Source organism: Microbacterium sp. SGAir0570 (assembly GCF_005491085.2).
GTDB lineage: Bacteria > Actinomycetota > Actinomycetes > Actinomycetales > Microbacteriaceae > Microbacterium > Microbacterium arborescens.
Window position 1 is genome coordinate 1,632,223 of the sequence record NZ_CP027929.1, and the last position, 24,798, is coordinate 1,657,020.

At 69.2% G+C, this 24,798-nt stretch carries 23 protein-coding genes and 1 tRNA gene; 16 read left to right on the top strand and 8 right to left on the bottom strand.

Going from position 1 to position 24,798, the window contains the following annotated elements; translation table 11 throughout:
* Window positions 1–4: 4 nt before the first annotated feature.
* Complete coding sequence (gene glgX, locus C1N74_RS07790; RefSeq protein WP_137750304.1) at window positions 5–2,074, bottom strand: glycogen debranching protein GlgX; 2,070 nt, start codon at window positions 2,072–2,074, stop codon at window positions 5–7.
* Window positions 2,075–2,118: 44 nt separating this feature from the next.
* On the opposite strand from glgX, the gene C1N74_RS07795 reads away from it, so the two are divergent.
* Both C1N74_RS07795 and mnmA read left to right on the top strand, forming a co-directional pair.
* Entirely contained in the window at window positions 2,119–3,306 is a 1,188-nt protein-coding gene (locus C1N74_RS07795; RefSeq protein WP_137750305.1) for a cysteine desulfurase family protein, read from the top strand.
* A gap of 9 nt (window positions 3,307–3,315) precedes the next feature.
* A complete protein-coding gene (gene mnmA / locus C1N74_RS07800) occupies window positions 3,316–4,413 on the top strand; it encodes a tRNA 2-thiouridine(34) synthase MnmA (protein WP_023950924.1) in 1,098 nt (365 codons plus the stop codon).
* On the opposite strand, the gene C1N74_RS07805 is transcribed toward mnmA, so the two are convergent.
* Window positions 4,370–5,386 carry an epimerase gene (locus tag C1N74_RS07805; RefSeq protein WP_071918141.1) on the bottom strand — a complete coding sequence of 339 codons (1,017 nt, stop codon included), beginning with the start codon at window positions 5,384–5,386 and terminating at the stop codon, window positions 4,370–4,372. The two genes, mnmA and C1N74_RS07805, sit on opposite strands and share 44 nt — an antisense overlap.
* A gap of 25 nt (window positions 5,387–5,411) precedes the next feature.
* On the opposite strand from C1N74_RS07805, the gene C1N74_RS07810 reads away from it, so the two are divergent.
* Window positions 5,412–6,086, top strand: coding sequence for a DUF4166 domain-containing protein (locus tag C1N74_RS07810; RefSeq protein WP_137750307.1), 675 nt, complete (start codon window positions 5,412–5,414; stop codon window positions 6,084–6,086).
* 9 nt (window positions 6,087–6,095) lie between these two features.
* A complete protein-coding gene (gene ligA / locus C1N74_RS07815; protein WP_137750308.1) occupies window positions 6,096–8,408 on the top strand; it encodes an NAD-dependent DNA ligase LigA in 2,313 nt (770 codons plus the stop codon).
* A gap of 342 nt (window positions 8,409–8,750) precedes the next feature.
* Here ligA and C1N74_RS07820 read toward each other — a convergent pair whose 3' ends face one another.
* Window positions 8,751–10,448 (bottom strand): long-chain-fatty-acid--CoA ligase, encoded by a 1,698-nt coding sequence (locus C1N74_RS07820; protein ID WP_137750309.1) that lies wholly within the window; start codon window positions 10,446–10,448, stop codon window positions 8,751–8,753.
* A 52-nt stretch (window positions 10,449–10,500) separates the two neighbouring features.
* Here C1N74_RS07820 and gatC point away from each other — a divergent pair, with 52 nt between their 5' ends.
* The 6 genes from gatC to C1N74_RS07845 all read left to right on the top strand — a co-directional run bounded on the left by gatC (window position 10,501) and on the right by C1N74_RS07845 (window position 16,120).
* Window positions 10,501–10,800, top strand: a complete 300-nt coding sequence (gatC, locus tag C1N74_RS07825) for an Asp-tRNA(Asn)/Glu-tRNA(Gln) amidotransferase subunit GatC (RefSeq protein ID WP_064956622.1) — start codon at window positions 10,501–10,503, stop codon at window positions 10,798–10,800.
* Window positions 10,797–12,308, top strand: a complete 1,512-nt coding sequence (gene gatA, locus C1N74_RS07830; protein WP_137750310.1) for an Asp-tRNA(Asn)/Glu-tRNA(Gln) amidotransferase subunit GatA — start codon at window positions 10,797–10,799, stop codon at window positions 12,306–12,308. The genes gatC and gatA overlap by 4 nt, the downstream gene beginning before the upstream one ends.
* Entirely contained in the window at window positions 12,308–13,825 is a 1,518-nt protein-coding gene (gatB, locus tag C1N74_RS07835; protein ID WP_137750311.1) for an Asp-tRNA(Asn)/Glu-tRNA(Gln) amidotransferase subunit GatB, read from the top strand. Before gatA ends, gatB begins: the two co-directional genes overlap by 1 nt.
* A 121-nt stretch (window positions 13,826–13,946) precedes the next feature.
* On the top strand, window positions 13,947–15,206 hold the full coding sequence (dinB, locus tag C1N74_RS07840; protein WP_071918138.1) for a DNA polymerase IV: 1,260 nt from the start codon (window positions 13,947–13,949) through the stop codon (window positions 15,204–15,206).
* A gap of 40 nt (window positions 15,207–15,246) precedes the next feature.
* Complete coding sequence (locus C1N74_RS16635; RefSeq protein ID WP_023950908.1) at window positions 15,247–15,567, top strand: hypothetical protein; 321 nt, start codon at window positions 15,247–15,249, stop codon at window positions 15,565–15,567.
* The gene (locus C1N74_RS07845) at window positions 15,542–16,120 is read left to right on the top strand and encodes a hypothetical protein (RefSeq protein ID WP_258318025.1); all 579 of its coding nucleotides are present in this window, start codon (window positions 15,542–15,544) and stop codon (window positions 16,118–16,120) included. The genes C1N74_RS16635 and C1N74_RS07845 overlap by 26 nt, the downstream gene beginning before the upstream one ends.
* Here the strand turns inward: C1N74_RS07845 and C1N74_RS07850 are convergent, their stop codons facing one another.
* From C1N74_RS07850 to orn, 5 genes are all read right to left on the bottom strand, one after another.
* A complete protein-coding gene (locus C1N74_RS07850) occupies window positions 16,121–16,591 on the bottom strand; it encodes a DUF2017 family protein (RefSeq protein WP_137750313.1) in 471 nt (156 codons plus the stop codon).
* On the bottom strand, window positions 16,588–16,887 hold the full coding sequence (gene clpS, locus C1N74_RS07855; protein WP_064956616.1) for an ATP-dependent Clp protease adapter ClpS: 300 nt from the start codon (window positions 16,885–16,887) through the stop codon (window positions 16,588–16,590). The genes C1N74_RS07850 and clpS overlap by 4 nt, the downstream gene beginning before the upstream one ends.
* The gene (locus C1N74_RS07860) at window positions 16,878–17,228 is read right to left on the bottom strand and encodes a metallopeptidase family protein (RefSeq protein WP_064956615.1); all 351 of its coding nucleotides are present in this window, start codon (window positions 17,226–17,228) and stop codon (window positions 16,878–16,880) included. Before C1N74_RS07860 ends, clpS begins: the two co-directional genes overlap by 10 nt.
* Before the next feature lie 27 nt (window positions 17,229–17,255).
* Window positions 17,256–17,331 (bottom strand) — tRNA-His (locus C1N74_RS07865).
* Window positions 17,332–17,369: 38 nt separating this feature from the next.
* Window positions 17,370–17,993 (bottom strand): oligoribonuclease, encoded by a 624-nt coding sequence (gene orn, locus C1N74_RS07870; protein WP_137750314.1) that lies wholly within the window; start codon window positions 17,991–17,993, stop codon window positions 17,370–17,372.
* A gap of 121 nt (window positions 17,994–18,114) precedes the next feature.
* Here orn and C1N74_RS07875 point away from each other — a divergent pair, with 121 nt between their 5' ends.
* The 6 genes from C1N74_RS07875 to C1N74_RS07900 are packed head-to-tail and all read left to right on the top strand — an operon-like array spanning window position 18,115 to window position 24,761.
* Window positions 18,115–19,245 (top strand): Gfo/Idh/MocA family protein, encoded by a 1,131-nt coding sequence (locus tag C1N74_RS07875; protein WP_137750315.1) that lies wholly within the window; start codon window positions 18,115–18,117, stop codon window positions 19,243–19,245.
* Complete coding sequence (locus C1N74_RS07880; protein ID WP_137750316.1) at window positions 19,242–19,970, top strand: cupin domain-containing protein; 729 nt, start codon at window positions 19,242–19,244, stop codon at window positions 19,968–19,970. Before C1N74_RS07875 ends, C1N74_RS07880 begins: the two co-directional genes overlap by 4 nt.
* Window positions 19,967–21,055, top strand: a complete 1,089-nt coding sequence (locus C1N74_RS07885) for a Gfo/Idh/MocA family protein (protein WP_137750317.1) — start codon at window positions 19,967–19,969, stop codon at window positions 21,053–21,055. Before C1N74_RS07880 ends, C1N74_RS07885 begins: the two co-directional genes overlap by 4 nt.
* Before the next feature lie 42 nt (window positions 21,056–21,097).
* Window positions 21,098–22,126 (top strand): sugar ABC transporter permease, encoded by a 1,029-nt coding sequence (locus C1N74_RS07890; RefSeq protein ID WP_083990662.1) that lies wholly within the window; start codon window positions 21,098–21,100, stop codon window positions 22,124–22,126.
* A 35-nt stretch (window positions 22,127–22,161) separates the two neighbouring features.
* Window positions 22,162–23,049, top strand: a complete 888-nt coding sequence (locus C1N74_RS07895) for a carbohydrate ABC transporter permease (RefSeq protein ID WP_233494887.1) — start codon at window positions 22,162–22,164, stop codon at window positions 23,047–23,049.
* 44 nt (window positions 23,050–23,093) lie between these two features.
* Complete coding sequence (locus tag C1N74_RS07900; protein ID WP_137750318.1) at window positions 23,094–24,761, top strand: extracellular solute-binding protein; 1,668 nt, start codon at window positions 23,094–23,096, stop codon at window positions 24,759–24,761.
* Window positions 24,762–24,798 lie beyond the last annotated feature (37 nt).

A 24,798-nucleotide genomic window follows, 5' to 3' on the forward strand; every position in this document is an offset into this window, starting at 1 on the left:
CGCCTCACTCGGCTCTGAGCAAAAGCAGCGTCGGTCCGGACACGGCCAGACGGTCGCCCGGGGCGAATCGAGCACCGTTCTCGAGCGGTCGCTCGTCGGCGCTCGACCACAGCGCCAGGAACGACGATGCCGATCCGACGGCGGGCAGCACGACCTCGGCGTCATCCTCCCGCCCGTGGATGACCAGCAGCACGCGGTTGCCGGGTTCGTGGGCCGGCGTCGAGGTCGCGACGTACTGCAGGGTGCGCTGCTCTGGATCGGTCCACCTCGCCTCCGTCATCGGCTCTCCCTGAGCGTCGAACCAGTGCATGACCGACGCCTCGGGCACCTCGTCGTCCGGGTCCGCGTATCGCACCGGACGGAGCGCGGGGTTCTCCGCGCGCAGCCGGGTCAACGCCCCCACGTGGGCGAGGAGGTCGACCTGCCAGTCCGCGAGCTGCCAGTCGAGCCAGGTCAGGGAGCTGTCGTGGCAGTAGGCGTTGTTGTTGCCGAGCTGGGTGCGGCCCATCTCGTCACCCGCCGTCAGCATCGGCACCCCGGCCGACAGCAGCAGGGTTCCCACGAGGTTGCGCATGGCGCGGCGTCGCGCGGCAACGATGTGATCGAGCGAGGTCTCGCCCTCCGCGCCGTGGTTGAACGACCGGTTCGTCTCGGCGCCGTCTCTGCCCTCCTCGCCGTTGGCGTCGTTGTGCTTGACGTCATACGACACGAGGTCGCGCAGCGTGAAGCCGTCGTGCGCCGTGATGAAGTTCACCCCGGCCAGCGGACCGCGCTCCGCGCCGAACAAGGGCGCGGAGCCGGCGAGGTGGGTGGCGAGACCTCCCAAGCCCGCCGGCGAGGTGCCGGCGCGTCGCAGATAGTCGATGTCGCTGAGCCAGAAGTTGCGGACGCCGTCGCGGTACCGGTCGTTCCACTCCTGCCATCCGTCGCCGAAGCCGCCGGTGTGCCATCCGCCGAGTCCGACATCCCAGGGCTCGGCGATGATCTTGTCTTCGCCCAGCACGGGGTCTTCGGCGATCGCGCGCAACAACGGATGCTGGGGGTCGAACACGTGCTGGGCGTTCCGACCGAGCGTGACGGCGAGGTCGAAGCGGAACCCGTCGATCTGCACCTCCTCGCTCCAGTACCGCAGCGAGTCGAGGACGAGCCGAGCGGCGGCGTCCGTCGATGTGTCGACCGCGTTGCCGCAACCGGTCACGTCGATGTACGCGCCGTCGTCGTGCTGCCGGTAATAGGCACGATTGTCGATTCCCCGGAAGCTCGAGCGCGGCCCGCCCAGCTCCAGTTCGGCGGTGTGGTTGTAGACGACGTCCAGGATGACCTCGATGCCGGCCGCGTGGAGCGCCCGCACCGTGCGCTTCAACTCTTTCAGGACGGCGGTAGGGCCGCTGCGGCGGGCGTCCTGGGTCGCATACGCGGCGTGCGGCGCGAAGTATCCGAGGGTGTTGTAGCCCCAGTAGTTGGTCAGCCCGAGAGCGAGGAGACGCGGCTCGCTCTCGAATGCGTGGATCGGCAGCAGTTCGACGCTCGTCACGCCGAGTGAGAGGAAGTGGTCGATCATGGCGGGGTGACCGAGACCGGCATAGGTGCCGTGCAGCGCCGGCGGGATGTCGGGATGCCGCTTGGTGAGGCCCTTCACGTGGGCCTCGTAGATGACCGTCCGGTCGCGCGGCACGCGGGGCTTGCGGATCCCGCCCCAATCGAATGCGGGATCGACGACGACCGAGCGATGATCGCCCGGAGCTCCGGAGACGATGCCCCGCCCGTAGGGGTCGAGCAGCAGGGTCTGCGGGTTGAAGACGTCGCCCGGTCCGTGGGGTCCGTCGACCCGCAGGGCGTACCGGACGCCGGCGCGCAGCGTCTCGATCTCGGCCTCCCAGACGCCCCCGCCGACGGGCGAGAGCGGCCGCTCGTCCACGGCCCAGTCGAGGTCGTCGTCGTCGAACAGCACGACGTCGATCGACGTCGCCCGCTCGGACCAGACGCGGATGGTGCCGCCGTCATCGTGGAGGGTCACGCCGAGGCCGGTGAGGCGGGGGTCGTGCAGTCCGGCCGGGCGGGTGCTGTCGGGCATGCGTTCTACAGTAATGAGCGACGATGAACGCCCGAGGAGGTGGGATGGTCGTCTATCTCGATCACGCTGCGACGACCGCGCTCCGGCCGGAAGCGCGCGACGCCTGGCTCTCGGCGCACGAGACCCTCGGCAACGCCTCGTCGGTGCACGGTGCGGGTCAAGCTGCTCGTCGCCTCCTGGAGGACGCGCGGGATGCCGTCGCCGCAGCGCTCGGGTGCGAGCCGATCGAGGTCGTCTTCACATCGGGCGGGACCGAGGCGATCAATCTGGCCGTCAAGGGCCTCTGGCTCGCCGCCGACGGTCCCGCCACGGGGCCGATCGTGCTGCCCGACGGCGAGCACCACGCGACGATCGACGCCGTCGCGTGGCTCGCGTCGCGCTGGGGCGCCGCGGTGCGCCCCGTCGGCCTCGATCGCGTCGGCCGCATCGATCCCGCGGTGTTCGCCGCGGCGCTGTCCGGGGCCGCGCTGGCGACCGCACTCGTCGCCAACAACGAGGTGGGGACGCGCAACGACGCGGCCGCTCTGGCCCGGGCGGCGCGCGACGCGGCGGTGCCGTTGCACCTGGACGCGGTCGCGGCCCTCGGCAGCATCCCCCTCCACTTCGCCGCCTGGCGGGGTGGGGGCTCTGCGTCGCATGGCCTGGTGACGATGTCCGTGTCCGGCCACAAGGTCGGCGCTCCCGTGGGCACCGGCGCGCTGGTCGTATCGCGCCACGCGCAGCTGACGCCCCTCGCCCACGGGGGCGGGCAGCAGCGGGGGCTTCGCGCCGGCACGCAGGACGTTGCCGGAGCGGCGGCGTTCGCCGCGGCGCTCGGGATCGCCGAGGCCGAGCGCGTCCACGAGGCCGTCCGGCTCGAGGGCCTCCGTGAGCGCCTCATCGTGGGCATCCGCTCGCTCGTCCCCTCGGCCGAGATCCTGGGCGACCGTCACGACCGGCTGCCGGGGAACGTGCACGTGCTCTTTCCGGGCACGATCGGCGAGACGCTGCTGTTCCTCTTCGACACCGTCGGGATCGCGGTGTCCACGGGGTCGGCGTGCCAGGCGGGCGTCACCGAGCCGTCGCACGTCGTGCTCGCGCTGGGACGTGAGGCGGACGACGCGCGGGCCGTGCTGCGTCTGACCCTCGGTCGCACGAGCACAGAGGCGGATGTCGACGCCTTCCTGGCCGCCCTTCCCGACGTCCACCGGCGTGCGGTCGCCGCCCGAGCCGGGCGTGCGAGCCGCCCGTAGAATGGAGCGATGCGAGTACTGGCTGCGATGAGCGGCGGCGTCGATTCGGCGGTCGCCGCGGCCCGAGCCGTCGACGCCGGACACGACGTCGTGGGCGTGCACCTCGCCCTCTCGCGCGCAGGCGGCACCCTGCGCGCCGGCAGCCGCGGCTGCTGCACGATCGAGGACGCGATGGATGCGCGCCGTGCCGCGGATCTGCTCGGCATCCCCTTCTACGTCTGGGACTTCTCCGAGCGATTCCGTGACGATGTCATCGACGACTTCGTCTCGGAGTACCGCGCCGGCCGGACGCCGAACCCGTGCATGCGATGCAACGAGAAGATCAAGTTCGCGGCGCTGCTCGAACGCGCGATCGAGCTCGGCTTCGATGCGGTGTGCACCGGTCACTACGCTCTCCTGGTCGACGGTCCCGAGGGGCGCGAGCTGCATCGCGCGTCGGATGCCGCGAAGGATCAGTCGTATGTGCTCGGCGTGCTCACCGCGGAGCAGCTCGCCCACACGTACTTCCCGCTCGGGTCGACGCCCTCGAAGGCGGAGGTGCGCGCCGAGGCGGCCGAGCGCGGTCTGACGGTGGCGCAGAAGCCCGACAGTCATGACATCTGCTTCATCCCCGACGGCGACACCCGCGGGTGGCTCGCCGAGAAGGTCGGGGCGGAGGCCGGCGAGATCGTCGATCGCACGGGAGCCGTTGTCGGGCGCCACGAGGGCGCTCACGCGTTCACCGTGGGTCAGCGCCGGGGGCTGCAGCTGGGAGTTCCGGCGCCGGATGGCAAGCCGCGTTTCGTTCTCGAGGTGCGGCCGGTCGACAACCGCGTCGTGGTGGGGCCGAAGGAGGCGCTGGCGACCGCCGAGATCGCGGGCGGCCGGTTCACGTGGGCAGGGCGGGCTCCGTCCGAGCGGGTCTTCGCCTGTGACGCACAGATCCGTGCGCACGCCGACCCGGTCCCGGCGCGGGCCGAGATCACCGAGAACGAGATCGTGGTCATCCCCGACACGCCGTTCGACGGTGTGGCTCCGGGGCAGACGGCCGTGATCTATGAGGGATCGCGCGTGCTCGGACAGTTCACGATCGACCGGACCGTCTCGGCCGTCCCGGTCGACGCGTGATGGAGTCGGCGGCGTCTCCGAGCGCGTCGCCCAGCGCGGTGTAGCGGAACCGATACCCCGCGTCGACGAGGCGCTCGGGGACGATCCAGCGGCTCTTCAACACCAGTTCCGGTTCGGTGCGCAGAAGCCACATGGCGGGTTCGAGCATCCACCTCCAGGAGGGGATGCCGAAGGGCATCCCGACGATCGAGCGCAGCTCTCGCATGAGCGTGCGGTTGTCCGACGCGTGCGGACTGGCGACGTTGACGACGCCCTGGAGGTCCTCGTGCGCGTCGATCCACCGGAGCGAGCCCACGACGTCGTCGATGTGCACCCAGCTGAAACGCTGTCGCCCACGCGTGCGATACCAGGGTGCGGTGCTCCCGGTCGGGTGATCGCCGATGCCGCGATAGCGACGGTGCGGGATGATCGGACCGTCGATCTGTGGGCCACCGAGTCCCAGGCGCGCGAGCGTCAGCAACATGGCGGTGGCGGGTCCCGCGCCGACCACGATGGCCATTCGGAGGGCGACGCGGCGTGTTCCGGGAAGATCCTCGGCGAAGAACGCGGCCTCCCAGGCCCGCGCGACATCGACCGAGAACCCGGTTCCGAGCTCCCCGGCGGATTCGGAGTTCGGGCGGTCGACCGAATGACGGTAGATCGTCGCCGTCGACGCGTTGATCCACAGCCGCGGGGGGAGTGCGGCGCGGCGGACGGCGTCCGAGAGGGTCTGCGTCGTCGCCACGCGGGAGCGCAGGATCTCGTCGCGGTTGTGGTCGGTGTAGCGGCAGTCCACCGATCTGCCCGCGAGGTTGACCAGGAGGTCTGCGCCGTCCACCAGCCGTTCGATGGCGCCGGTGTCCTCCCACGTGGTCTCCGCGGTACGGCCGATCGTGTCGACCGTGTAGCCGTCGGTGGTCAGAGCCTCGACGACCGCGGTGCCGATGAATCCGGAGGCGCCGGAGACGACGGCGCGGCGTGGGGTGTCGATCATGACGCCATCGTAGTAGTTTTTGAACATGTTCAGCAGGAATGCGGCGGCACCCGAGGACCCGCGCTCGATGTACGAGCGAGCGCTCGGAGCGGATCTCCTGAGCCTGCCCTCCGTGCTGCGCACCTACTTCGGCCCGGTACCCGCCGGGAGCGTGGGGCGTGGCCGGGGTGTCTACGACGAGGCGGGCTATCGCGGGCCCCACTGGCTGCGGCCGCTGATGAGCCTGTTCGCGCGGCGCGGCGTGATGTTCCGGGAGGCGGGCACCGACGTACCGTTCGCGATCACGAACACGCCCCAGCGCGACGGCACGCTCCGTGGGGAGCGCGACTTCTTCTTCGCCGGCGCACGACGCCGGATGGTGGACACGATGACCAGTCCGAGGTCGGGGGAGATCATCGACCGCCTCGGCCCTCGCGGCGGGTTGGAGGTACGTCTGCGTGCCGAGGCCGGTTCCACCGGCATGCGGTTGCGGTCCGTGGCTCTCGCCGTGCGCTGCGGCGCCCTGCGGCTGCCGCTTCCGACCGTGGCGAGGGTCACGGTCGTCGAGACGGCCGACCCCGCGGATGCCGCCGTGCAATGGGTGGACGTCAGGGTGTCGGCGTGTCTCGTGGGCGAGATCTTCCGGTACCGCGGCTCGTTCACGTACCGCATCGAACCGCGCCACGGGAACCCCGTCCAGCGCGTCGTACCCCCTGCCTAGACTGACGAGGTGGCAGACGGAGAACTCCCCGAGATCACCCTCGACGAGGCACGCGCAGAATCGCGTGACCTGATCGAGCGGATCACCGCGGCACGCGACGCGTACTACGGTCGCGATGCCGAGGTCGTCGACGATGCGACGTACGACGCGTGGATGCGCCGTCTCGACGAGCTCGAGAGGCTGCATCCCCAACTGCAGTCGCAGGACTCGCCCACCCAGACGGTCGGCGCCGCCGAGTCGACGCTGTTCGCGCCCGTGACGCACGCCGAGCGCATGCTGAGCCTCGACAACGTCTTCTCACCCGAAGAGCTGACAGATTGGTGCGTCAAAGCAGCGGCGTCGGCGGGGCGCCCGGTGCGCTGGCTCTCGGAGCTCAAGATCGACGGACTCGCGATCAGCCTGCGCTACGAGCGCGGCGTGCTGACATCTGCCGCGACGCGAGGCGACGGGCGGGTCGGCGAGGACGTCACCGTCAACGCGCTCCGCGTGAGCGGCATCCCGGAGCGACTAGCAGGAGACGGGCACCCGGCGATCGTCGAGGTGCGCGGCGAGATCTTCATCCCCGTCGCCGAGTTCACCCAGCTCAACGCGCTCCAGGCCGAGATGCGCGATCGTGTGGTCGAGGAGGCGCGGTCCCGCTCCCGCGCGTTCGACGAGGAGCGCGCCCGCATCAGTGCCGAGCGCCGATTCCCGGCCTTCGCGAACCCTCGCAACGCCGCGAGCGGGGGGCTGCGCCAGCAGCTCGACAAGAAGACGGGCCTCGAGCTCGAAGCGTCCGAGGCCCGCGTCCGTTCGCTCCGGCTCTACGTGCACGGCATCGGCGCGTGGCAGAACCCGCCGGTGTCGTCGCAGAGTGAGATCTACGCGCTGCTGGCCGAGTGGGGTCTGCCCATCAGCCCGCACTCGCAGACCCACGAGAGCATCGAGGGTGTCCTCGGCTACGTCGCGCACTACGGCGAGAACCGCCATAGCGTCGAGCACGAGCTCGACGGTGTCGTCGTCAAGATCGACGAACTGGCGCTGCACGACGAGCTGGGGGCGACCAGCCGCGCACCCCGGTGGGCGATCGCGTACAAGTACCCGCCGGAACAGGTCAACACCAAGCTTCTCGACATCGTCGTGTCGGTCGGCCGTACCGGCCGGGCCACGCCCTTCGCCGTCATGGCACCGGCCCGCGTCGCGGGCAGCGTCGTACGGCAGGCGACGTTGCACAATCAGGACGTCGTCCGGGCCAAGGGCGTTCTCATCGGCGACACCGTCGTGCTGCGGAAGGCGGGCGACGTCATCCCGGAGGTGCTCGGACCCGTGGTCGAGCTGCGCGACGGGACCGAGCGCGCGTTCGTCATGCCCACGAATTGCCCCGAGTGCGGCTCGCCCCTGCGCCCCGCCAAAGAGGGCGACATCGACCTCCGCTGTCCGAACGCGCGCTCCTGCCCGGCGCAGGTGCGTGGTCGCGTCGAGCACGTCGGGTCTCGTGGCGCCCTCGACATCGAGGCACTCGGCGAGGTCACGGCAGCAGCCCTCACGCAACCGCTGGGCGAGGCCACCCCGCCGCTGGTCACCGAGGCTGCGCTGTTCGAGTTGACTCTCGAACAGCTCGTCCCGATCGAGGTCATCGTCCGTGACTCTGAGACGGGTGAGCCGCGCGTCGACGACAAGACGGGCGAGCCCGTGCGGCGCGCTCCGTTCCGGCGCAACCCTTCGGGCGCCGAGAAGAAGGAGGGACTGACCGGCCCGCAACCGTCCGCGCAGGCACTCAAGCTCCTCGACGAACTCGAGAAGGCCAAGACCAAGGAGCTCTGGCGATTCCTCGTCGCGCTCAGCATCCGCCACGTCGGTCCGGTGGCGGCGCGCGCCCTCGCGCAGTGGTTCGGCTCGATCGCAGCGATCCGCGCCGCGACGCGGGACGAGCTGGCGGCCGTCGAGGGCGTGGGCGGCATCATCGCGGACTCTCTGATCGATTGGTTCGAGGTCGACTGGCACCGCGAGATCGTGGAACGGTGGGAAGCGGCCGGTGCGCGGCTCGAAGTGCCGGGGCACCCCGGGCCCGGCGCGGCCGTCGTCGAGGGCGGAGTCCTCGAGGGCATCACCGTCGTGGCGACGGGATCACTCGAGGGATACACCCGCGAAGGTGCACAGGAGGCCATCCTCGCCGCCGGCGGCAAAGCCGGGTCGTCCGTCTCGAAGAAGACCGACTTCGTCGCGGCGGGGCCGGGCGCAGGATCCAAACTCGCGAAGGCCGAGCAGCTCGGCGTGCGGATCATCGATGCCGCGCAGTTCCGCATCCTCGTCGAGCAGGGACCGGACGCCCTCGATTCCTGAACAGGGATGACTCAGCGCGGGTGTCCGCGGCCCGACCTACAGTGACGGCGATCTCGCGGAGGCCGCTTGTCAGATCAGCTCACCCCGCAGGAGATCGCCTGGCTTGACCGGGAGCGCCGCCGCGCCGTCAGCCGAGCTTCGCTTCCTCGATCGGGCTGTTCGGGCTCGGTCACCCCGAGGTGCTCGTCTTCGGGCTGAATGACGCGAACGCGGGCCTCTCATCGACGACGTCGTGGCGCGCGTGCGGGCCGGGTCGGACCTCACGGCCGGGGAGGTGGTGTCGTTCCCCGGTTGGACGCATCGCGTGCCGGGGACCTTCCGCGCCTGAGCGGAGGTCCGGGATCAGCCCGCGAGGAGCCGATCGCGGACCTGGCGGCGCAGCACCTTGCCGATCATCGACTTCGGGAGCTCGTCGACGACGACCACCCGGCGCGGCACCTTGTAGGGCGTCAGGATGCCGCGGCAGAAATCCTTCACGTCGGCCTCGTCGATCGTCGCCCCCGGGGCGGCGACCACCGCGGCCACCACTTCCTCGCCGGAGTGCTCGCTGGGGAGGCCGACGACGGCGGCATCGGCGATCTGCGGGTGCTGACGCAGCGCGATCTCGACCTCGGTCGGGGCGACGTTGAAGCCGCCGGTGATGATGAGTTCCTTGATCCGGTCGACGATCCGCACGAAGCCTGCCTCGTCGATGGTCACGATGTCGCCCGTGCGGAACCAGCCGTCGACGAAGACCTTCTCCGTCTCCTCGGGCTTGCCGTAGTAGCCGGTGAACACCTGGGGGCCGCGGACCAGCAGTTCGCCCCGCCCGCCCGGCTCGACGTCGCGCGTCGGTTCGTCCGGGTCCACGACGCGGCACTCCGTGCCCGGAAGCGGCAGGCCGACGGTGCCGGGGACTCGGTTCTCGGCCACGGGATTGGCCATCAGGACGGGGGAGCATTCCGACAGCCCGTATCCCTCGACGAGGTATCCGCCCGTCGATGCTTCGAACGGGACCACGAGCTCGTGAGGGAGGGCCATCGCGCCGGAGATCGCGACCTGCGTTCCCGCGAGCGACACTCCCGCGGCATCGGCCGCCCCGAGCAGGCGCTCGGCGATGGGCGGCACCAGGGGCAGGAGAGTGGCCGGATGGCGCTTGTGTACCGCGAGCACGAGTGCCGGATCGAACTTCGGGAAGAGGACGAGCCGCGCACCCATCGACATCGCGAATGTGAGGCACAGGGTCAGGCCGTAAGCGTGGAACATGGGCAGCACCGCGTAGACGACGCAGCCCGCGCCTCGCTGGATCGTCGGAGTCCAGGCCTGCGCCTGGGCGGCGTTCGCCAGGAGGTTGCGATGCGTGAGCGCTGCTCCCTTGGGGTTGCCGGTCGTGCCGCTCGTGTACTGGATGAGCGCGAGATCGCCCGTGGTCGGACCCACGTGGCTTGCCGGCAGGGGATCGTGGCGCTCGGCATCCGACCAGAATCCGTGCACGCGATTGCGGGGCACGGGAGAGGTGAGCGCCTCGCGCGACTCCCGCGCCTTGGCGATGGGCAGGCGCAGCGCCGCGCGCATGTGGAACGGCATAGCCGTGGTGATGTCGACGGCGATCACGGCGTTGAGCGCCAGATCGTCGGGGAAGTCGAGCAGCACCGACACGAGCTTGCTCCAGACGATGGCGACCTTTGCGCCGTGGTCCTCGAACTGCTTGCGCATCTCACGTGCCGTGTAGAGCGGGTTGTGCTCGATGACGACGGCTCCCAGACGCAGAACGGCGTAGAAGGCCACGATGTGCTGCGGGCAGTTGGGCAGAACGATCGCCACCCGGTCGCCGCGGCGCACTCCGGCATCCCGCAGGTACGCCGCCGCTCGTTCGATCCGGTCCTGCAGCTGCTGGTACGAGACCGTGCGGCCGAAGAACTCCAGGGCCGGGGCGTCGGGATGCTCCCGTGCGGACGTCGCGACGATGTCGACGAGCGAGCCCTCGATGGGCGGGAGATCCTCCGGCACCCCGTCGGCGTAGCTGGCGATCCAGGGACGTGGCGGGTCGTAGGTCGTCACGCTGACACCCTACGGGTCTCGCGGGCGATCGGCCCCCAACTAGAATCGTGGGGTGTCTGAAATCACCCCCGATCTCGTGCGCCACCTCGGCGTGCTCGCCCGGATCCAGCTGAACGACGAGGAGGTCGAGCGTCTCACGGGACAGCTCGACGCGATCGTCGACAACATCGCGAAGGTGTCGGAGGTGGCGACGCCGGATGTCCCGGCGACGAGCCACCCGATCGCTCTGGAGAACGTCTTCCGCGAGGACGTCCCCGGCGAGATGCTCTCGGTCGAGCAGGTGCTCCGGAACGCGCCCGAACGCGCTGACGACCGCTTCCGCGTGACCGCGATCCTGGGGGAGGAGCAGTGAGCGACATGATCCGTCTCAGTGCGGCCGAGCTCGCCGCGCGCCTGGCCGACGGCAGCGTCAGCAGTGTCGAGGTGACGCAGGCGCACCTCGACCGCATCGCGGCGGTCGATGGAGACGTGCATGCGTTCCTGCACGTCTCCGACCACGCCCTGGAGGTGGCGGGCGAGATCGACGCTCGCCGTGCTGCCGGTGAGGAGCTCGGTGAGCTGGCGGGCGTCCCCCTCGCGATCAAGGACGTCCTGGTCACCACGGACATGCCGTCGACGAGCGGGTCGAAGATCCTCGAGGGCTTCATGTCGCCGTACGACGCGACAGTCGTCTCCCGCGCCCGCGCCGCGGGACTGGTCCCGCTCGGCAAGACGAACATGGACGAGTTCGCGATGGGCTCCTCGACGGAGCACTCCGCGTATGGACCGACCCGCAACCCGTGGGACCTCGACCGCATCCCCGGCGGCTCCGGCGGCGGTTCCGCCGCCGCTGTCGCCGCGTTCGAGGCGCCGCTCGCCCTCGGTTCCGACACCGGCGGTTCGATCCGCCAGCCCGCGCACGTGACGGGCACGGTCGGAGTCAAGCCGACGTACGGCGGCGTGAGCCGCTACGGTTCCATCGCCCTCGCCTCGAGCCTCGACCAGGTCGGTCCTGTCTCCCGCACCGTTCTCGACTCGGCTCTGCTGCACGACGTCATCGGCGGCCACGACCCGCACGACTCGACGTCGCTCGCGGACCGGTGGCCCTCCTTCGCCGCTGCAGCGCGCGAAGGCGCGCGCGGGGATGTGCTGCGCGGACTCAAGGTCGGCGTCATCCGCGAGCTCGCCGATGTCGGCTTCCAGCCCGGCGTCAGCGCGTCGTTCCGCGCGTCGCTGGCAGCGATGGAGGCGCAGGGCGCCGAGATCGTCGAGATCAGCGCACCGCACTTCGAGTACGGGGTCGCGGCGTACTACCTGATCCTCCCGGCCGAGGCGTCGAGCAACCTCGCGAAGTTCGACTCGGTGCGCTTCGGACTTCGCGTCGACGTGCCCGGCGGCACCGTCGAGGACGTCATGTCCGCGACCCGCGAAGCCGGCTTCGGCGACGAGGTCAAGCGCCGCATCATCCTCGGCACCTACGCTTTGTCGGCGGGCTACTACGACGCCTACTACGGCAGCGCCCAGAAGGTGCGGACGCTCATCCAGCGCGACTTCGACGAGGCCTTCGCGCAGGTCGACGTCATCGCTACTCCGTCCGCGCCCACCACCGCGTTCCGGCTCGGCGAGCAGATCGACGATCCGCTGCAGATGTACCTGAACGACGTGACGACCATTCCCGTCAACCTCGCCGGAGTCCCGGGGATCTCCATCCCGTCGGGACTGTCGGATGACGACGGGCTGCCGGTCGGCATCCAGTTCATCGCTCCTGCGCGCCAGGACGCACAGCTGTACCGTGTGGGCGCCGCGCTCGAGACCCTGCTCGTCGACAGCTGGGGCGGCCCCCTGCTCGACCGCGCACCGATCCTGGGAGGGGCACGCTGATGGCTGCCAAGGTCGCACTGATGGACTTCGACAAGGCGCTGGAGCTCTTCGAGCCCGTGCTCGGCTTCGAGGTGCACGTCGAGCTCAACACGCGCACGAAGATGTTCTCGCCGGCCGCGAACCCGGCTCACCCCGACAACCACGGCGCTGCTCCGAACACGCTCGTCGCGCCCGTCGACATGGGCCTGCCCGGGGCGCTGCCGGTCGTCAACGAGACGGCTATCCGGTCATCGATCAGCCTGGGCCTCGCGCTCGGCTGCTCGATCGCGCCGTCGAGCCGCTTCGCGCGGAAGAACTACTTCTACCCGGATCTCGGCAAGAACTACCAGATCTCACAGTACGACGAACCGATCGCGTTCGAGGGCGCGGTCGAGGTGGAGCTCTCCGACGGCACGACCGTGACCGTCGACATCGAGCGTGCGCACATGGAGGAGGATGCCGGCAAGCTCACCCACATGGGTGGCGCGGCCGGCCGTATCCAGGGCGCCGAGTTCTCGCTGGTCGACTACAACCGGGCAGGAGTGCCGCTCGTCGAGATCGTGACCAAGCCGATCTTCGGCGCCGAGCACCGTGCGCCGGAGATCGCGAAAGCCTACGTCCGCACCATTCGCGACATCGTCATCGGCCTGGGCATCTCGGAGGCGCGCCTCGAGCGCGGCAACCTGCGCTGCGACGCGAACGTGTCGCTTCGTCCTCGGGGTCAGCACAAGCTCGGCACGCGTACCGAGACGAAGAACGTCAACTCGATGCGCTCCGTCGAGCGCGCGGTGCGCTACGAGATCCAGCGTCAGGCCGCCATCCTGGCCGAGGGTGGAACCATCACGCAGGAGACCCGGCACTGGCACGAGGACACCGGGACGACCTCGCCGGGTCGTCCGAAGTCGGACGCCGACGACTACCGGTACTTCCCCGAGCCCGATCTGCTGCCGGTCGCGCCGTCGCCCGAGCTGATCGAGGAGCTCCGCGCGGCCCTTCCCGAGCCGCCGGCCGCTCGGCGGCGCCGGCTGCAGGGCGAATGGGGCTTCACCGACCTCGAGTTCCAGGACGTCGTCAACGGCGGTCTGCTCGCTGAGGTCGATGCGACGGTCGCAGCAGGGGCGTCGCCGACCTCGGCGCGCAAGTGGTGGACCGGCGAGATCACCCGCGTCGCGAACGCGCTTGGCGCCGAGCCGCAGGCACTGGTCTCGCCCGCCGACGTGGCTGCGCTCCAGAAGCTCGTGGATGCCGGCACGCTGACCGACAAGCTGGCGCGTCAGGTGCTCGAAGGCGTGATCGACGGCGAAGGGTCGCCGCAGGAGGTCGTGGATTCGCGCGGCCTGGCCGTCGTGTCCGACGACGGCGCGCTGATCGCCGCGATCGACGACGCCCTCGCCGCCCAGCCCGACGTCCTGGCGAAGATCAAGGACGGAAAGGTGCAGGCCGCGGGAGCGGTGATCGGCGCGGTCATGAAGTCCATGAAGGGGCAGGCCGACGCGGCGCGCGTGCGCGAGCTGATCCTCGAGCGCGCGGCGCAGTAGGCGGCGCCACTGCGCGCACCACAGGCGGCGCCGCCGGCATCCTCGCGCGACGAGGGCCGGCGGCGCCGCCTCGTCGTCGGACGACCGCTCCGGTGTCCGCGGCAGAGGCGAGAATAGAGGCATGGGACGAGGCGACGGGACAGGACGCATCGTGTCGCCGCCGGATGCGGACGACGCGGGCACGCGAATCCTCCATGTCGACATGGACGCCTTCTACGCGGCCGTCGCGGTGCTGGATGATCCGTCGCTCGCGGGAAAGCCGATCATCGTCGGCGGCGTCGAGCGCCGGGGCGTCGTGTCGAGCGCCTCGTACGAAGCGAGGCGCTTCGGCGTCCGGTCGGCGATGCCGGTTGCACGCGCCCTGCAACTGTGCCCGCAGGCGATCGTGGTCCCGACGGCGTTCGAGCGCTACGCCGAGCTCTCGCAGCGCGTGATGGAGATCTTCCGATCGATCACGCCGTTGGTCGAGCCGCTGTCGATCGACGAGGCGTTTCTCGACGTGAGCGGTGCTCGTCGGCTCTGGGGGAGTCCACGCGAGATCGCGCAGCTCATCCGCGCCCGCGTGCTGAGCGAGACCGGCCTCACGTGCAGCGTCGGGGTCGCGGCGACCAAGCACGTCGCGAAGATGGCGTCGACGATCTCCAAGCCCGACGGTCTGCTCGTCGTCGCCGAGCACCAGACGCTCCGCTTCCTCGGCGGCCGGCCGGTCGGCGCGTTGTGGGGCGTCGGACCGAAGGCGGCCGAGGCGCTCCTCACCCGCGGCATCCGGACGGTCGCCGACGTCTGGGACACTCCGAGGCCCGTCCTCGATCGAGCGCTCGGGCCGGCCATGGGTGAGCGCGTCTGGCACCTCTCGCGCGGACACGACGCGCGCCAGGTGCAGACCGAGCGCGCGGAGAAGAGCGTCTCGCACGAGGAGACCTTCTCGCGCGACGTCTCCGACCTCACGGTGCTCCGGTCCGAGCTGAGGCGTCTGGCCGACCGCGTCGGTGCGCGACTGCGTGCGGGTGGCTGGGAGGCCGGGACCGTATCGATCAAGGTCCGCCTGAGCGACTTCTCGACGTACTCCCGCTCGCAGACCCTGCCCTTGGCGACCAATGTCGGGCAGCGCATCGGGTCGGCGGCGATCGAGCTGCTCTCGACGGTCGAGCTGTCGCAACCGGTGAGGCTCATCGGCGTCCGCGCGGAGAAGCTGCGTCCGGACGGCACCGGCGGCCTGACGCTCTGGGACGACGACGAGGAGTGGCGGCGCGTCGACGATGCGCTCGACGGAGCCCGGGCCCGTTTCGGCCGGGGCGCGGTGACGCGAGCGAGCGTGCTCGGACCCCGCCGAGACGTCGGCGCCATGCCGACCAATCCACGCCCCGGCCACGAACACTGACACCTGTACCGCGGCGCCCGGAGAAGGGTACGGTGGGTCCATGCCCAACCTCGCACTCGAACTCGGCAAGCAGACCGCGAACCTCGGCGTCACCAGCGTCTACGGCGAACAGCAGGATGTCGACGGCATCAGGCTCATCCCCGTCGCGCTGACGTGGAGCGGCTTCGGGGCCGGCGAGGACGACGAGGGGAACAGCGGTGGCGGTGGCGGCGGTTATGCCATCCCCGTCGGGGCGTACGTGCGCAAGGGCGACGATCTGCGATTCGAGCCGAACCTCGTCTCTCTCGTCGCCGTCGGCATCCCGTTCGTCTGGGTCGTGGGACGCGCTCTCAGCCGTGTCATCCGCGCCCTCAAGAAGTAGGGTCGCCGCGCGTCTGACCACTGCGGCGCTCATCCGTACCGTGCTCGGCGAAACCTCGCCGGGCGATGTCGTGATCATCGACGGGCGCAGCGGCGCGGGAAAGTCCACGCTCGCGCGCGAGCTGCAGCGGCAGTGGAGCGGCCCGCGAACGCCGCAGCTGGTGGCACTCGACGAGCTGTATCCCGGCTGGGACGGCCTCGCGGCGGGCGCCGAGTACGCCGTCGCGCGTGTGCTCGCCCCTCGTCGCACGGGCGCTACGGCGCGCTGGCAGCAGTGGGATTGGACGGCCGACCGCTACGGACCCGAACGGGTCGTCGCCGCCGACGAGACGATCCTCCTCGAAGGCAGCGGAGCGCTGACCGCCGCGGCCGCAGCCTTCGCGACGGTCAGTATCTGGTTGGACGCCCCGAGCGAGCTGCGCAAGCGGCGTGCCCTGGCCCGCGACGGTGAGGCGTACCGTCCGCATTGGGATCGCTGGGCCGCGCAGGAGGAGGACCATATCGCTCGAAACGATCCTCGAGGTCTCGCGACGCACGTCGTCGAACTCGTCTGATCAGACGTCGAGTGCCTGCAGCAGCATCTCCTGCCGGTATCCCAGCCACTCGTAGACGTCGAAGCGCGGGTCACCCACCGGCATGATGCTCTCGTCGCTGATGCCGATGCGCTCCGCCAGCACGAGCCGGAGGCCGGCGAGCGTCCGAAGCCACGCGGTCTGCTCCTGCGGACCGAGTGTGAGCCCATCGCCGGATGCCGGATCGACCGAGCGGCCCTGTGCAGCTCTCGTGAGCGTGGCGAGCACGAGACGCGCGTCGGAGGCGCGCGTCGCCGCGACATCGTCTCGAGTGAGCGCGCGGAACTCCGCCGCGGCATCCGCATCGTCGGGGTACGCGTCGGGGGAGAGGCGCTTGGCGGCAGGGTCGCGGGGATCGTCGGGCGCGGTGACCAGCTCGAGGTACTGGTCGACCAGCTCCTGGAGATAATCCGCCTCGGCTGGGGGCAGCGCGAACGCGACGGAGGCGGTCATGCGCCGGCTCGCCGCACGGTCGCCCAGAGGCCGAACTCGTGCATCGCGCGGGTGTGGGCCTCCATCGCCTCGCGCGGCCCCTCGGCGACGATCGCGTGCCCGTCGTGATGGACGGCGAGCATGAGCTGCGTCGCGCGATCGCGCGAGTATCCGAAGTAGGTCCGGAAGACATGGACGACGTACGACATGAGGTTCACGGGATCGTTCCACACGACGGTCTGCCACGGTTCGTCGGGGGCGGCGCGGAGATCGGTCTCGCGGTCGAGGTCGGGAAGGGCGGTGCTCATCACGCCCATCCGAGCTCGTGCAGGCGGTCATCGTCAATGCCGTAGAAGTGGGCGATCTCATGGACGAGGGTGGTGTGGATCTCGTCGCTCAGGCTCGCGACATCATCGCAGGCGTGCAGGTGCGGCTCGCGGTACACGATGATCCGGTCCGGCAGCTCGCCCTGCCCGTAGCGGTCGCGCTCGGTGAGGGCGTAACCGTCGTAGAGGCCGAGCAGGTCGAGACTGCCGTCTTCCGGGCGGTCTTCCACGACGAAGATGACGTTGTCGAGTCCGTCGACCATGTCGTCGGGGAGGCGATCGAGTTCGGCGGTCACGAGGAGCTCGAACTCCTCGACATCCATCTCGATCATCTGCACTCCCGGACCGGGGTGTTTACGTGGGGTGGCTAACGGGACTTGAACCCGCGACCCCCGCGACCACAACGCGGTGCTCTACCAACTGAGCTATAGCCACCATGTCTCCCGGTGAAACCGGGCAACCAGACGATTGTATTACACGGATGGGGCATACGACGACACGGCGGCCTCGGCGGCTGCTCGGGCCTCGTCGCTGGTGGGGCCGGGCGCGGGCACGAACACCGCGGAGCGGTAGTAGGCGAGCTCGCGAATCGACTCCCGGATGTCGGCCAGCGCACGGTGCCCGCCGTCCTTGGCCGGCGCCTGGAAGTACGCGCGGGGGAACCACCGTCGCGACAGCTCCTTGATGCTGGAGACGTCGACGTTCCGATAGTGCAGCCAGGAGTCCACCCGGGGCATGTACTTCGCGAGGAACATCCGGTCGGTGCCGATCGTGTTGCCCGCGAGGGCGGCCTTGCCTTCCGGCACGAAGCGCTGGATGTACTCGAGCACTGCCGCTTCGGCGTCGGCGAGGGGCGCGCCCGAGTCGAGTTCGGACATCAGGCCCGAGGTCTCGTGCATCGCGGTGACGAAGTCGCCCATGTTCGCGCGGGCGGCCTCGCTGGGCTGGATGACGAGCTGGAAGCCCGGGTCGAGCGGCCGGAGTTCGTAGTCGGTGACGATGACCGCCACCTCGACGAGCTCGTCGACGCTGAGATCCAGCCCCGTCATCTCGCAATCGATCCATACGAGACGGTCGTTCTCGGCTGTTCCCACCATGTCGTCCATCCTAGTGAGCGGCCGCGACACGGTCGTTTTAGAAAATCGTTGACCGCGCGCGGCACATGCGACCATCATGACTACTACGTCGTAGTAATACGTAGTAGAAGTGCGAGGAAGCATGTTCAGAATCGGCATCATCGGCACGGGCGGCATCGCCAGTGCCCACATCGGCGGGTATCTCGCGTTCCCCGAGGACTGCGAGATCGTCGCCCTCGCCGACGTCTCGCCGGGGAAGGCTGCGCAGAAGGCCGAGGAGTTCGGCATCGCCGGCGCGGTCGGGTACGACGACCCCCTCAGGATGATCGCGGAGGCCGAGCTGGACCTCGTCAGCATCGCGACTCCTCCGTCTACCCACGCCGCCCTCTCGATCGCGGCTCTGGATGCGGGCGTGAACGTTCTCGTCGAGAAGCCGATGGCGCCCTCGCTCGAGGAATGCGACGCGATGCTCGCGGCTCAGGAGCGTTCGGGCAAGGTGCTCTCGGTGGTCGCGCAGAACCGGTTTCGCGACGATCTCGCGACGCTCAAAACCGTCGTCGACTCGGGGCTGCTGGGGTCGATCTCGTCCGTGCGCGTGGACTCGGCGTGGTGGCGGGGGCTGCCGTACTACGACCTCTGGTGGCGTGGCACCTGGGAGAAGGAAGGGGGCGGCTGCACCCTCAACCATGCGATCCACCACATCGACCTGCTCCTGTGGCTCCTGGGTCGTCCGACGGAGATCACGGCGATGCTCGCGAACGCGCAGCACGACAACAGCGAGGTCGAAGACCTTTCTGTCGCGGTGTTGCGCTACGAACGCGGTCTTGCGCAGCTCACGAGCTCCGTCGTCCATCACGGCGAGGAGCAGCAGATCGTCATCCAGGGCGCGAAGGCGCGGGTGTCGCAGCCGTGGCGGGTGATCGCCGAGCGCGCCGACGGCGGCGGATTCCCTGCGAAGGGCGGCGATGCCGATCTGGTGGCGGCCATCGAAGGCGTCGTCGCCGCGCGAGAGCCTCTCGCGCACGCCGGGCACACAGGGCAGATCGCCGATGTACTGAGCGCGATCCGGGACGGCCGTGAGCCCATCGCAGGAGGGCGGGACGGCCGAAACGCGATCGAGGTCGTCGCGGCCATCTACAAGGCGGGCATCGAGCGCACCTTCGTGGACCTTCCGCTCGCGGCCGACGACCCCTACTACCGTGCCGGCCACCTCGTGGAGCGCGCGCCGCACTTCTACGAGAAGCAGACCTCCCTCGTGGAGGCGGCGTCGTGACCGCGTCATCGTTCCCCGGCGGCACCTCGTTGTCGCACCTCGACATCTACCCCGATGCCGCTCCCGACGGCGTCTGCGGCGGAAGTCCCCACATCCACCTCGTCTCGACCGAGGCGTATCTCGTCGTCGAGGGGCACGGAGCTCTTCAGACGATCGACCGTGACGGATACCGGGAGACGGGCCTGTCGGCCGGCTCGGTGGTCTGGTTCACCCCGGGCACGATCCACCGGGCGGTGAACCGAGGCGGGCTGAAGGTCCTCGTGCTGATGAGCAACGCGGGCCTGCCGGAGGCGGGCGACGCGGTGATGACCTTCCCCCCGTCCGTCGTCGGCGACCCGGACGCGTATGCGGACGCTGTGGCCCTCGGCGAGGGGGAGGGCCGGGCGGTCCGCGCCGCCCGGCGTCGCGACCTCGCCGTCACGGGATTCGAGGCGCTCCGTGCTGCGGTCGTCTCGGGCGATCGCACCCCCCTCGACGACTTCTACGAGAGCGCCGGCGCACTGGTCCGGCACCGCGCCGCCGCCTGGGGACGGATCGTGCGCGAGCGAGCCCTCGCCCAAGCCGAGGACTCGCTGAGGCTCGCCGAAGCGATCGCCCGCGGCGATGTCGGCCACCTCCGCGGTGCGCGGGCCCACGAGGCCCCGGAAGCCGCCAGCGATCGCGCGTTCGGCATGTGCGGACGCATCCGCGCCTACGACCTGACAGAACAGGAGATCCCCCGATGAGCCATTCCTACACGTTCGACCCCCTCCCGCGTCCGGTCGTCGAGCCCGGCGAGTTCGCCTTCGCCGCCGTCGGTCTCGATCACGGCCACATCTTCGGAATGACCGACGGCCTGATCGGCGCCGGCGCGACCGTGACCTGGGTCTTCGACGAGGACCCCGCACGCGCGGCGGCCTTCGCGAAGCAGTATCCGACGGCGCGAATCGCCGCGAGCGAGCAGGAGGTGCTGGACGACCCCGCGGTTCGGCTCGTCGCGACGGCCGCGATTCCGTCGCAGCGCGCTCCGATCGGTCTCCGGGCCATGGAGGCGGGCAAGCACGCCTTCGTCGACAAAGCCCCGCTCACGACCTTCGCCCAGCTGAATGCCGTTCGGGAAGCGACCGCGCGGACCGGCCTGCGATATGCCGTGTACTACGGCGAGCGCGTGCATTCCGAGGCGGCGATCCTCGCCGACCAGCTCGTCGAGCGTGGTGCGATCGGCCGGGTCATCCAGGTGGTGTGCTTCGGCCCGCATCGTATCGGCGGCGGCCGGCCCGACTGGTTCTACGACCCGGCGCAGTACGGCGGCATCCTGTGCGATATCGGAAGCCACAACTTCGATCAGATCCTCCACTACACGCGTGCGACGAATGGTCGCGTCTCGACCTCGACGATCGCGAACTACGCGCATCCCGACACCCCTGGCCTGCAGGACTTCGGCGACGCGCACGTCGTGCTGGACAACGGTGCGACAGGCTACGTCCGGGTCGACTGGTTCACGCCCGACGGCTTGGGCGTCTTCGGCGACGGGCGCACACTGCTGCTCGGTACCGACGGGTACATCGAGCTGCGGAAGTACATCGACATCACCACCAACAACGGGGGCGGTCAGGTGCTCCTGGTCAATCAGGAGACACAGCGCCGCTTCAACGCCAACGGCATGACCGGCTTCCCGTACTTCGGGCAGCTGATCCGCGACTGCCTCGACGGCACCGAGACCGCGATGAGCCAGGCCCACGCTCTGATGGCGGCGGAGCTCAGCCTGCACGCACAGGCGGGGGCGACGGTGATCGGTTCGGACGCCCGCGTGCGCCTACTGAACCCCTAGCGGCGACCCGCTCACGAGAACCACAAGGATGTGGAGTTCCGAATGACGCAATCCGTTCACACGCCGGTGCGGCTGGGGGATGCCCCACCCGCCGGCACCGCGACGCGAGCGATCACCACAGCGCGGCCCAAGCGGCGCCCGTTCCGGCGCGATCGCACGCCCCGCGCGAAGCAGACCTGGCGCCGGGCGCTCGCCCGCGACTGGCGCCTGTACACCTTCCTGCTCGCGCCGGTCGTCTTCCTGCTCGTCTTCCGCTACATCCCGATGCTCGGGAACGTGATCGCCTTCCGGCGGTTCCGTCCCGGCGGCTCGATCTTCGGCGACGAGTGGGTGGGCTTCTACTACTTCGAGGCGTTCATCTCGAACCAGCAGTTCTGGACGGTGTTCTGGAACACGGTGGTCCTGGGCGGGCTCACCCTGCTGATCACGTTCCCCCTTCCGATCGTGCTCGCGCTCATGCTCAACGAACTGCGCTCGCGTCGGTTCAAGCGCATCGTTCAGACGATCTCGTACCTTCCGCACTTCATGTCGGTTGTCATCGTCGCCGGTCTCGTGCTGCAGCTCACGGCACTCAACGGGACGGTCAATCAGGTCGTCGAGGCGATGGGCGGCGACCCCGTCCCGTTCATGCAACGGCCCGAGTGGTTCCGCTCGATCTACGTCTCCTCGGAGGTGTGGCAGACCGTCGGGTGGGGAACGATCCTCTACCTAGCCGCGCTGACCACGATCGACGATCAGCTCTACGAGGCCGCTCGGATCGACGGTGCGAATCGTTGGCAGCAGACCTGGCACATCACGCTGCCGGGGATCCGCCCGACCATGATGGTGCTCCTCATCCTCAACATCGGCTCGTTCATGGCTGTCGGATTCGAGAAGGTGCTGCTCCTGCAGAATCCGCTCATCTACTCGACGGCCGACGTCATCTCGACCTATCTCTATCGCGTCGGCATCCAGTCGGCCCAGTTCTCGTACGGAACGGCCATCGGCCTGTTCGAGGCGGTCATCGGCCTCGTGCTCGTCCTCGGCGCGAACGCCCTCTCTCGTCGATTGGTTGGTACCTCGCTGTGGTGACCGAAGCCCTGCCCCCGAAACCCGACAGTGCACGCGTGCGCCGCGAGACCGGCATCATCCGGGAGTCCCCGGGATACCGGGCCTTCCGGGTGGTCAACGCCGTCGCCCTCGTACTCGTGTGCGTCGTGACGTTGTACCCGTTCATCAACCTCGTCGCGAAGGCGTTCTCGTCCGAGGGGTACATCGCCGCCGGCGAGGTGAATCTGATCCCGCGAGGCTTCAACATCGACACCTTCCGCGTGGTCATGAACGACGGGACGTTCTGGACGAACTACGGGAACACGTTCCTCTACACGATCGTCGGAACCGTCATAGCGATGGCGATCACCACGACGTATGCCTACGCGCTGAGCAAGCCGTATCTCAAGGGACGAACCTTCTTCGTCGGCATCGCGGTGTTCACGATGTTCTTCGGCGGCGGCCTCATCCCCAACTACATCCTCATCGCGAACTACCTGGGTTGGCGCAACAGCATCTGGGCCGTCGTGGTGCCGGGAGCGCTGAGCGTGTTCAACCTGCTCGTCATGAAGTCGTTCTTCGAGAACTTCCCCGAGGAACTCGAAGAGGCCGCGGCGATCGATGGCCTCACGACCTACGGCATCTTCTTCCGGATCGTGCTGCCGCTGTCCAAGGCCGTGCTCGCGACGATGACGCTGTTCTACGCCGTCGGCATCTGGAACTCGTGGTTCAACGCGTTCCTCTTCCTGGACGACAAGACGCTGTTCCCCGTGACGGTCTATCTGCGGAATCTCATCGCAGCCGCGACGGGCGTGCAGGAGGCGATCGGCGGCGAGTCCGCGCAGGTCGCCTCGAACATCCAGGCCGTCACGATGCTGCTCACGGTGCTCCCCATCATCTGCCTGTATCCCTTCATCCAGCGCTACTTCGTCTCGGGCGTGATGCTCGGGTCGGTCAAGGGCTGAATCCCCTACGTCGAACGACGACGTTCACACAGAGGAGAAACACAATGAAAATCACTCGCCACACCCTCGCCGGTGCCGCGGGGCTGGCAGCCGTTGCCGTCGTGCTGTCCGCCTGCTCCGGCCCCGCCACCGACGATCCCGCCGGCGACGGCGCCGCCACGATCGGAGAAGCGCAGTCCGTCGGCGCGATGGAGGACTTCGAGGCCGGCGTGACCTTCGCCGCGACCGAGCCGGTGCAGTTCTCGCTCATGTACCGGGACCACCCGAACTATCCGGTGAAGGACGACTGGTCGTTCTTCCAGCATCTCGAGAACGACCACAACGTCACGTTCTCCCGCACGGACATCCCGATGGCCGATTTCGATCAGAAGAAGTCGCTCCTCATCGGCAGCGGCGAGGCGACCGACATCATCTCCTCGACGTACGCAGGTTCCGAGACGCAGTTCGTCTCGGGCGGCGCGATCCTTCCGGTCTCGGACTACTTCGACTACATGCCGAACTTCCAGCAGAAGATCGCCGACTGGGACCTCGAGGACGACCTGCAGAACCGCCGGCAGGAGGATGGGAAGATCTACCACCTGCCGGGCCTGCGCGAAGTGCCCGACGTCCAGTACTCGGTAGCCATCCGCGAGGACCTGTGGCAGAAAGCGGGTATTGCCGAGGACCCCGCGACCTGGGACGAGTACCTCGAGCAGCTCCAGAAGGTCAAGCAGGCGAATCCGGAGCTCGACTACGCGATGTCGGATCGCTGGACGGACGCGACGCCGCTCGGCTCGCTGCTGAGCATCATGGCGCCGAACTATCCGACGGCAGCGGGCTGGGGCTACGCGAACACGTGGTACGACCAGGACGCCGGCGAGTACGTGTTCACAGGTGCCTCGGACGGGTACAAGCGGGTCGTGTCGGATGCCGCCGCCCTCGTCGAGGCCGGCGTGCTCGACCCCGAGATCACCCAGAGCGATGACCAGGCGGTACAGAAGTTCATCTCGGGCAAGTCGGCCGCCATCTCCGGCAACACCCAGACGATCGCGGAATACCGGCAGAAGTTCGCCGACTCGGGCCAGGGCGATGTCCCGATCCGTCTGCTCTCGCTCCCCGGCGGGCCGGCGGGCGACAAGCTGCCGAGCGGTCGCTTCACCTCCGGCATCCTGATCTCGAGCGGCGCGGCCGAGAAGCCGTACTTCAAGGCGCTGCTGCAGTTCGTCGACTGGCTCTACTACTCCGACGAGGGCCTCGAGTTCGCTCAGTGGGGCGTGGAGGGCGAGACGTTCACGCGCGAAGCCGACGGCACGCGCAAGCTCATGGACGACATCGCATGGAGTTCGATCAACGCCGGCGCGCCCCAGCTCCTCAACGCCGACTACGGCTACAGCAACGGGGTTTTCCTGCTCGCGAACGGCTCGTCGCAAGAGCTGGTGCTCTCGATGATGACCGACGAGATCGCCGAATGGACCGCCGAGCAACTCGAGAAGAAGGAGCAGCTGCCGACCGCACCGGCCCCGCTGCTCAACGAGATCGAGCTCGAGCAGACGTCTTTGCTGCAGACGCAGCTGACGGATGCCGTCCACGCGGCGACCGCGTCGTTCATCACGGGCCAGCGCTCCATCGAGGACGACTGGGACGCGTACGTCGCCGAGCTCGAGGGCCTGGGATCCGGCCAGCTCATCGAGACGTTCAACACCGCGCTCGAGCGCACGCAGAATCAGGGATGAGCAGAGGCGGCCGGTCACGTCACCGCGGCCGGCCGCC

Coding starts and splice junctions, on each gene's coding strand:
- glgX (WP_137750304.1), bottom strand. CDS start 2,074: ATGCCCGACAGCACCCGCCCGGCCGGACTGCACGACCCCCGCCTCACC.
- C1N74_RS07795 (WP_137750305.1), top strand. CDS start 2,119: ATGGTCGTCTATCTCGATCACGCTGCGACGACCGCGCTCCGGCCGGAA.
- mnmA (WP_023950924.1), top strand. CDS start 3,316: ATGCGAGTACTGGCTGCGATGAGCGGCGGCGTCGATTCGGCGGTCGCC.
- C1N74_RS07805 (WP_071918141.1), bottom strand. CDS start 5,386: ATGATCGACACCCCACGCCGCGCCGTCGTCTCCGGCGCCTCCGGATTC.
- C1N74_RS07810 (WP_137750307.1), top strand. CDS start 5,412: ATGTTCAGCAGGAATGCGGCGGCACCCGAGGACCCGCGCTCGATGTAC.
- gatB (WP_137750311.1), top strand. CDS start 12,308: ATGGCTGCCAAGGTCGCACTGATGGACTTCGACAAGGCGCTGGAGCTC.
- dinB (WP_071918138.1), top strand. CDS start 13,947: ATGGGACGAGGCGACGGGACAGGACGCATCGTGTCGCCGCCGGATGCG.
- C1N74_RS16635 (WP_023950908.1), top strand. CDS start 15,247: ATGCCCAACCTCGCACTCGAACTCGGCAAGCAGACCGCGAACCTCGGC.
- C1N74_RS07850 (WP_137750313.1), bottom strand. CDS start 16,591: ATGACCGCCTCCGTCGCGTTCGCGCTGCCCCCAGCCGAGGCGGATTAT.
- clpS (WP_064956616.1), bottom strand. CDS start 16,887: ATGGGCGTGATGAGCACCGCCCTTCCCGACCTCGACCGCGAGACCGAT.
- C1N74_RS07860 (WP_064956615.1), bottom strand. CDS start 17,228: ATGATCGAGATGGATGTCGAGGAGTTCGAGCTCCTCGTGACCGCCGAA.
- orn (WP_137750314.1), bottom strand. CDS start 17,993: ATGGTGGGAACAGCCGAGAACGACCGTCTCGTATGGATCGATTGCGAG.
- C1N74_RS07875 (WP_137750315.1), top strand. CDS start 18,115: ATGTTCAGAATCGGCATCATCGGCACGGGCGGCATCGCCAGTGCCCAC.
- C1N74_RS07885 (WP_137750317.1), top strand. CDS start 19,967: ATGAGCCATTCCTACACGTTCGACCCCCTCCCGCGTCCGGTCGTCGAG.
- C1N74_RS07890 (WP_083990662.1), top strand. CDS start 21,098: ATGACGCAATCCGTTCACACGCCGGTGCGGCTGGGGGATGCCCCACCC.
- C1N74_RS07900 (WP_137750318.1), top strand. CDS start 23,094: ATGAAAATCACTCGCCACACCCTCGCCGGTGCCGCGGGGCTGGCAGCC.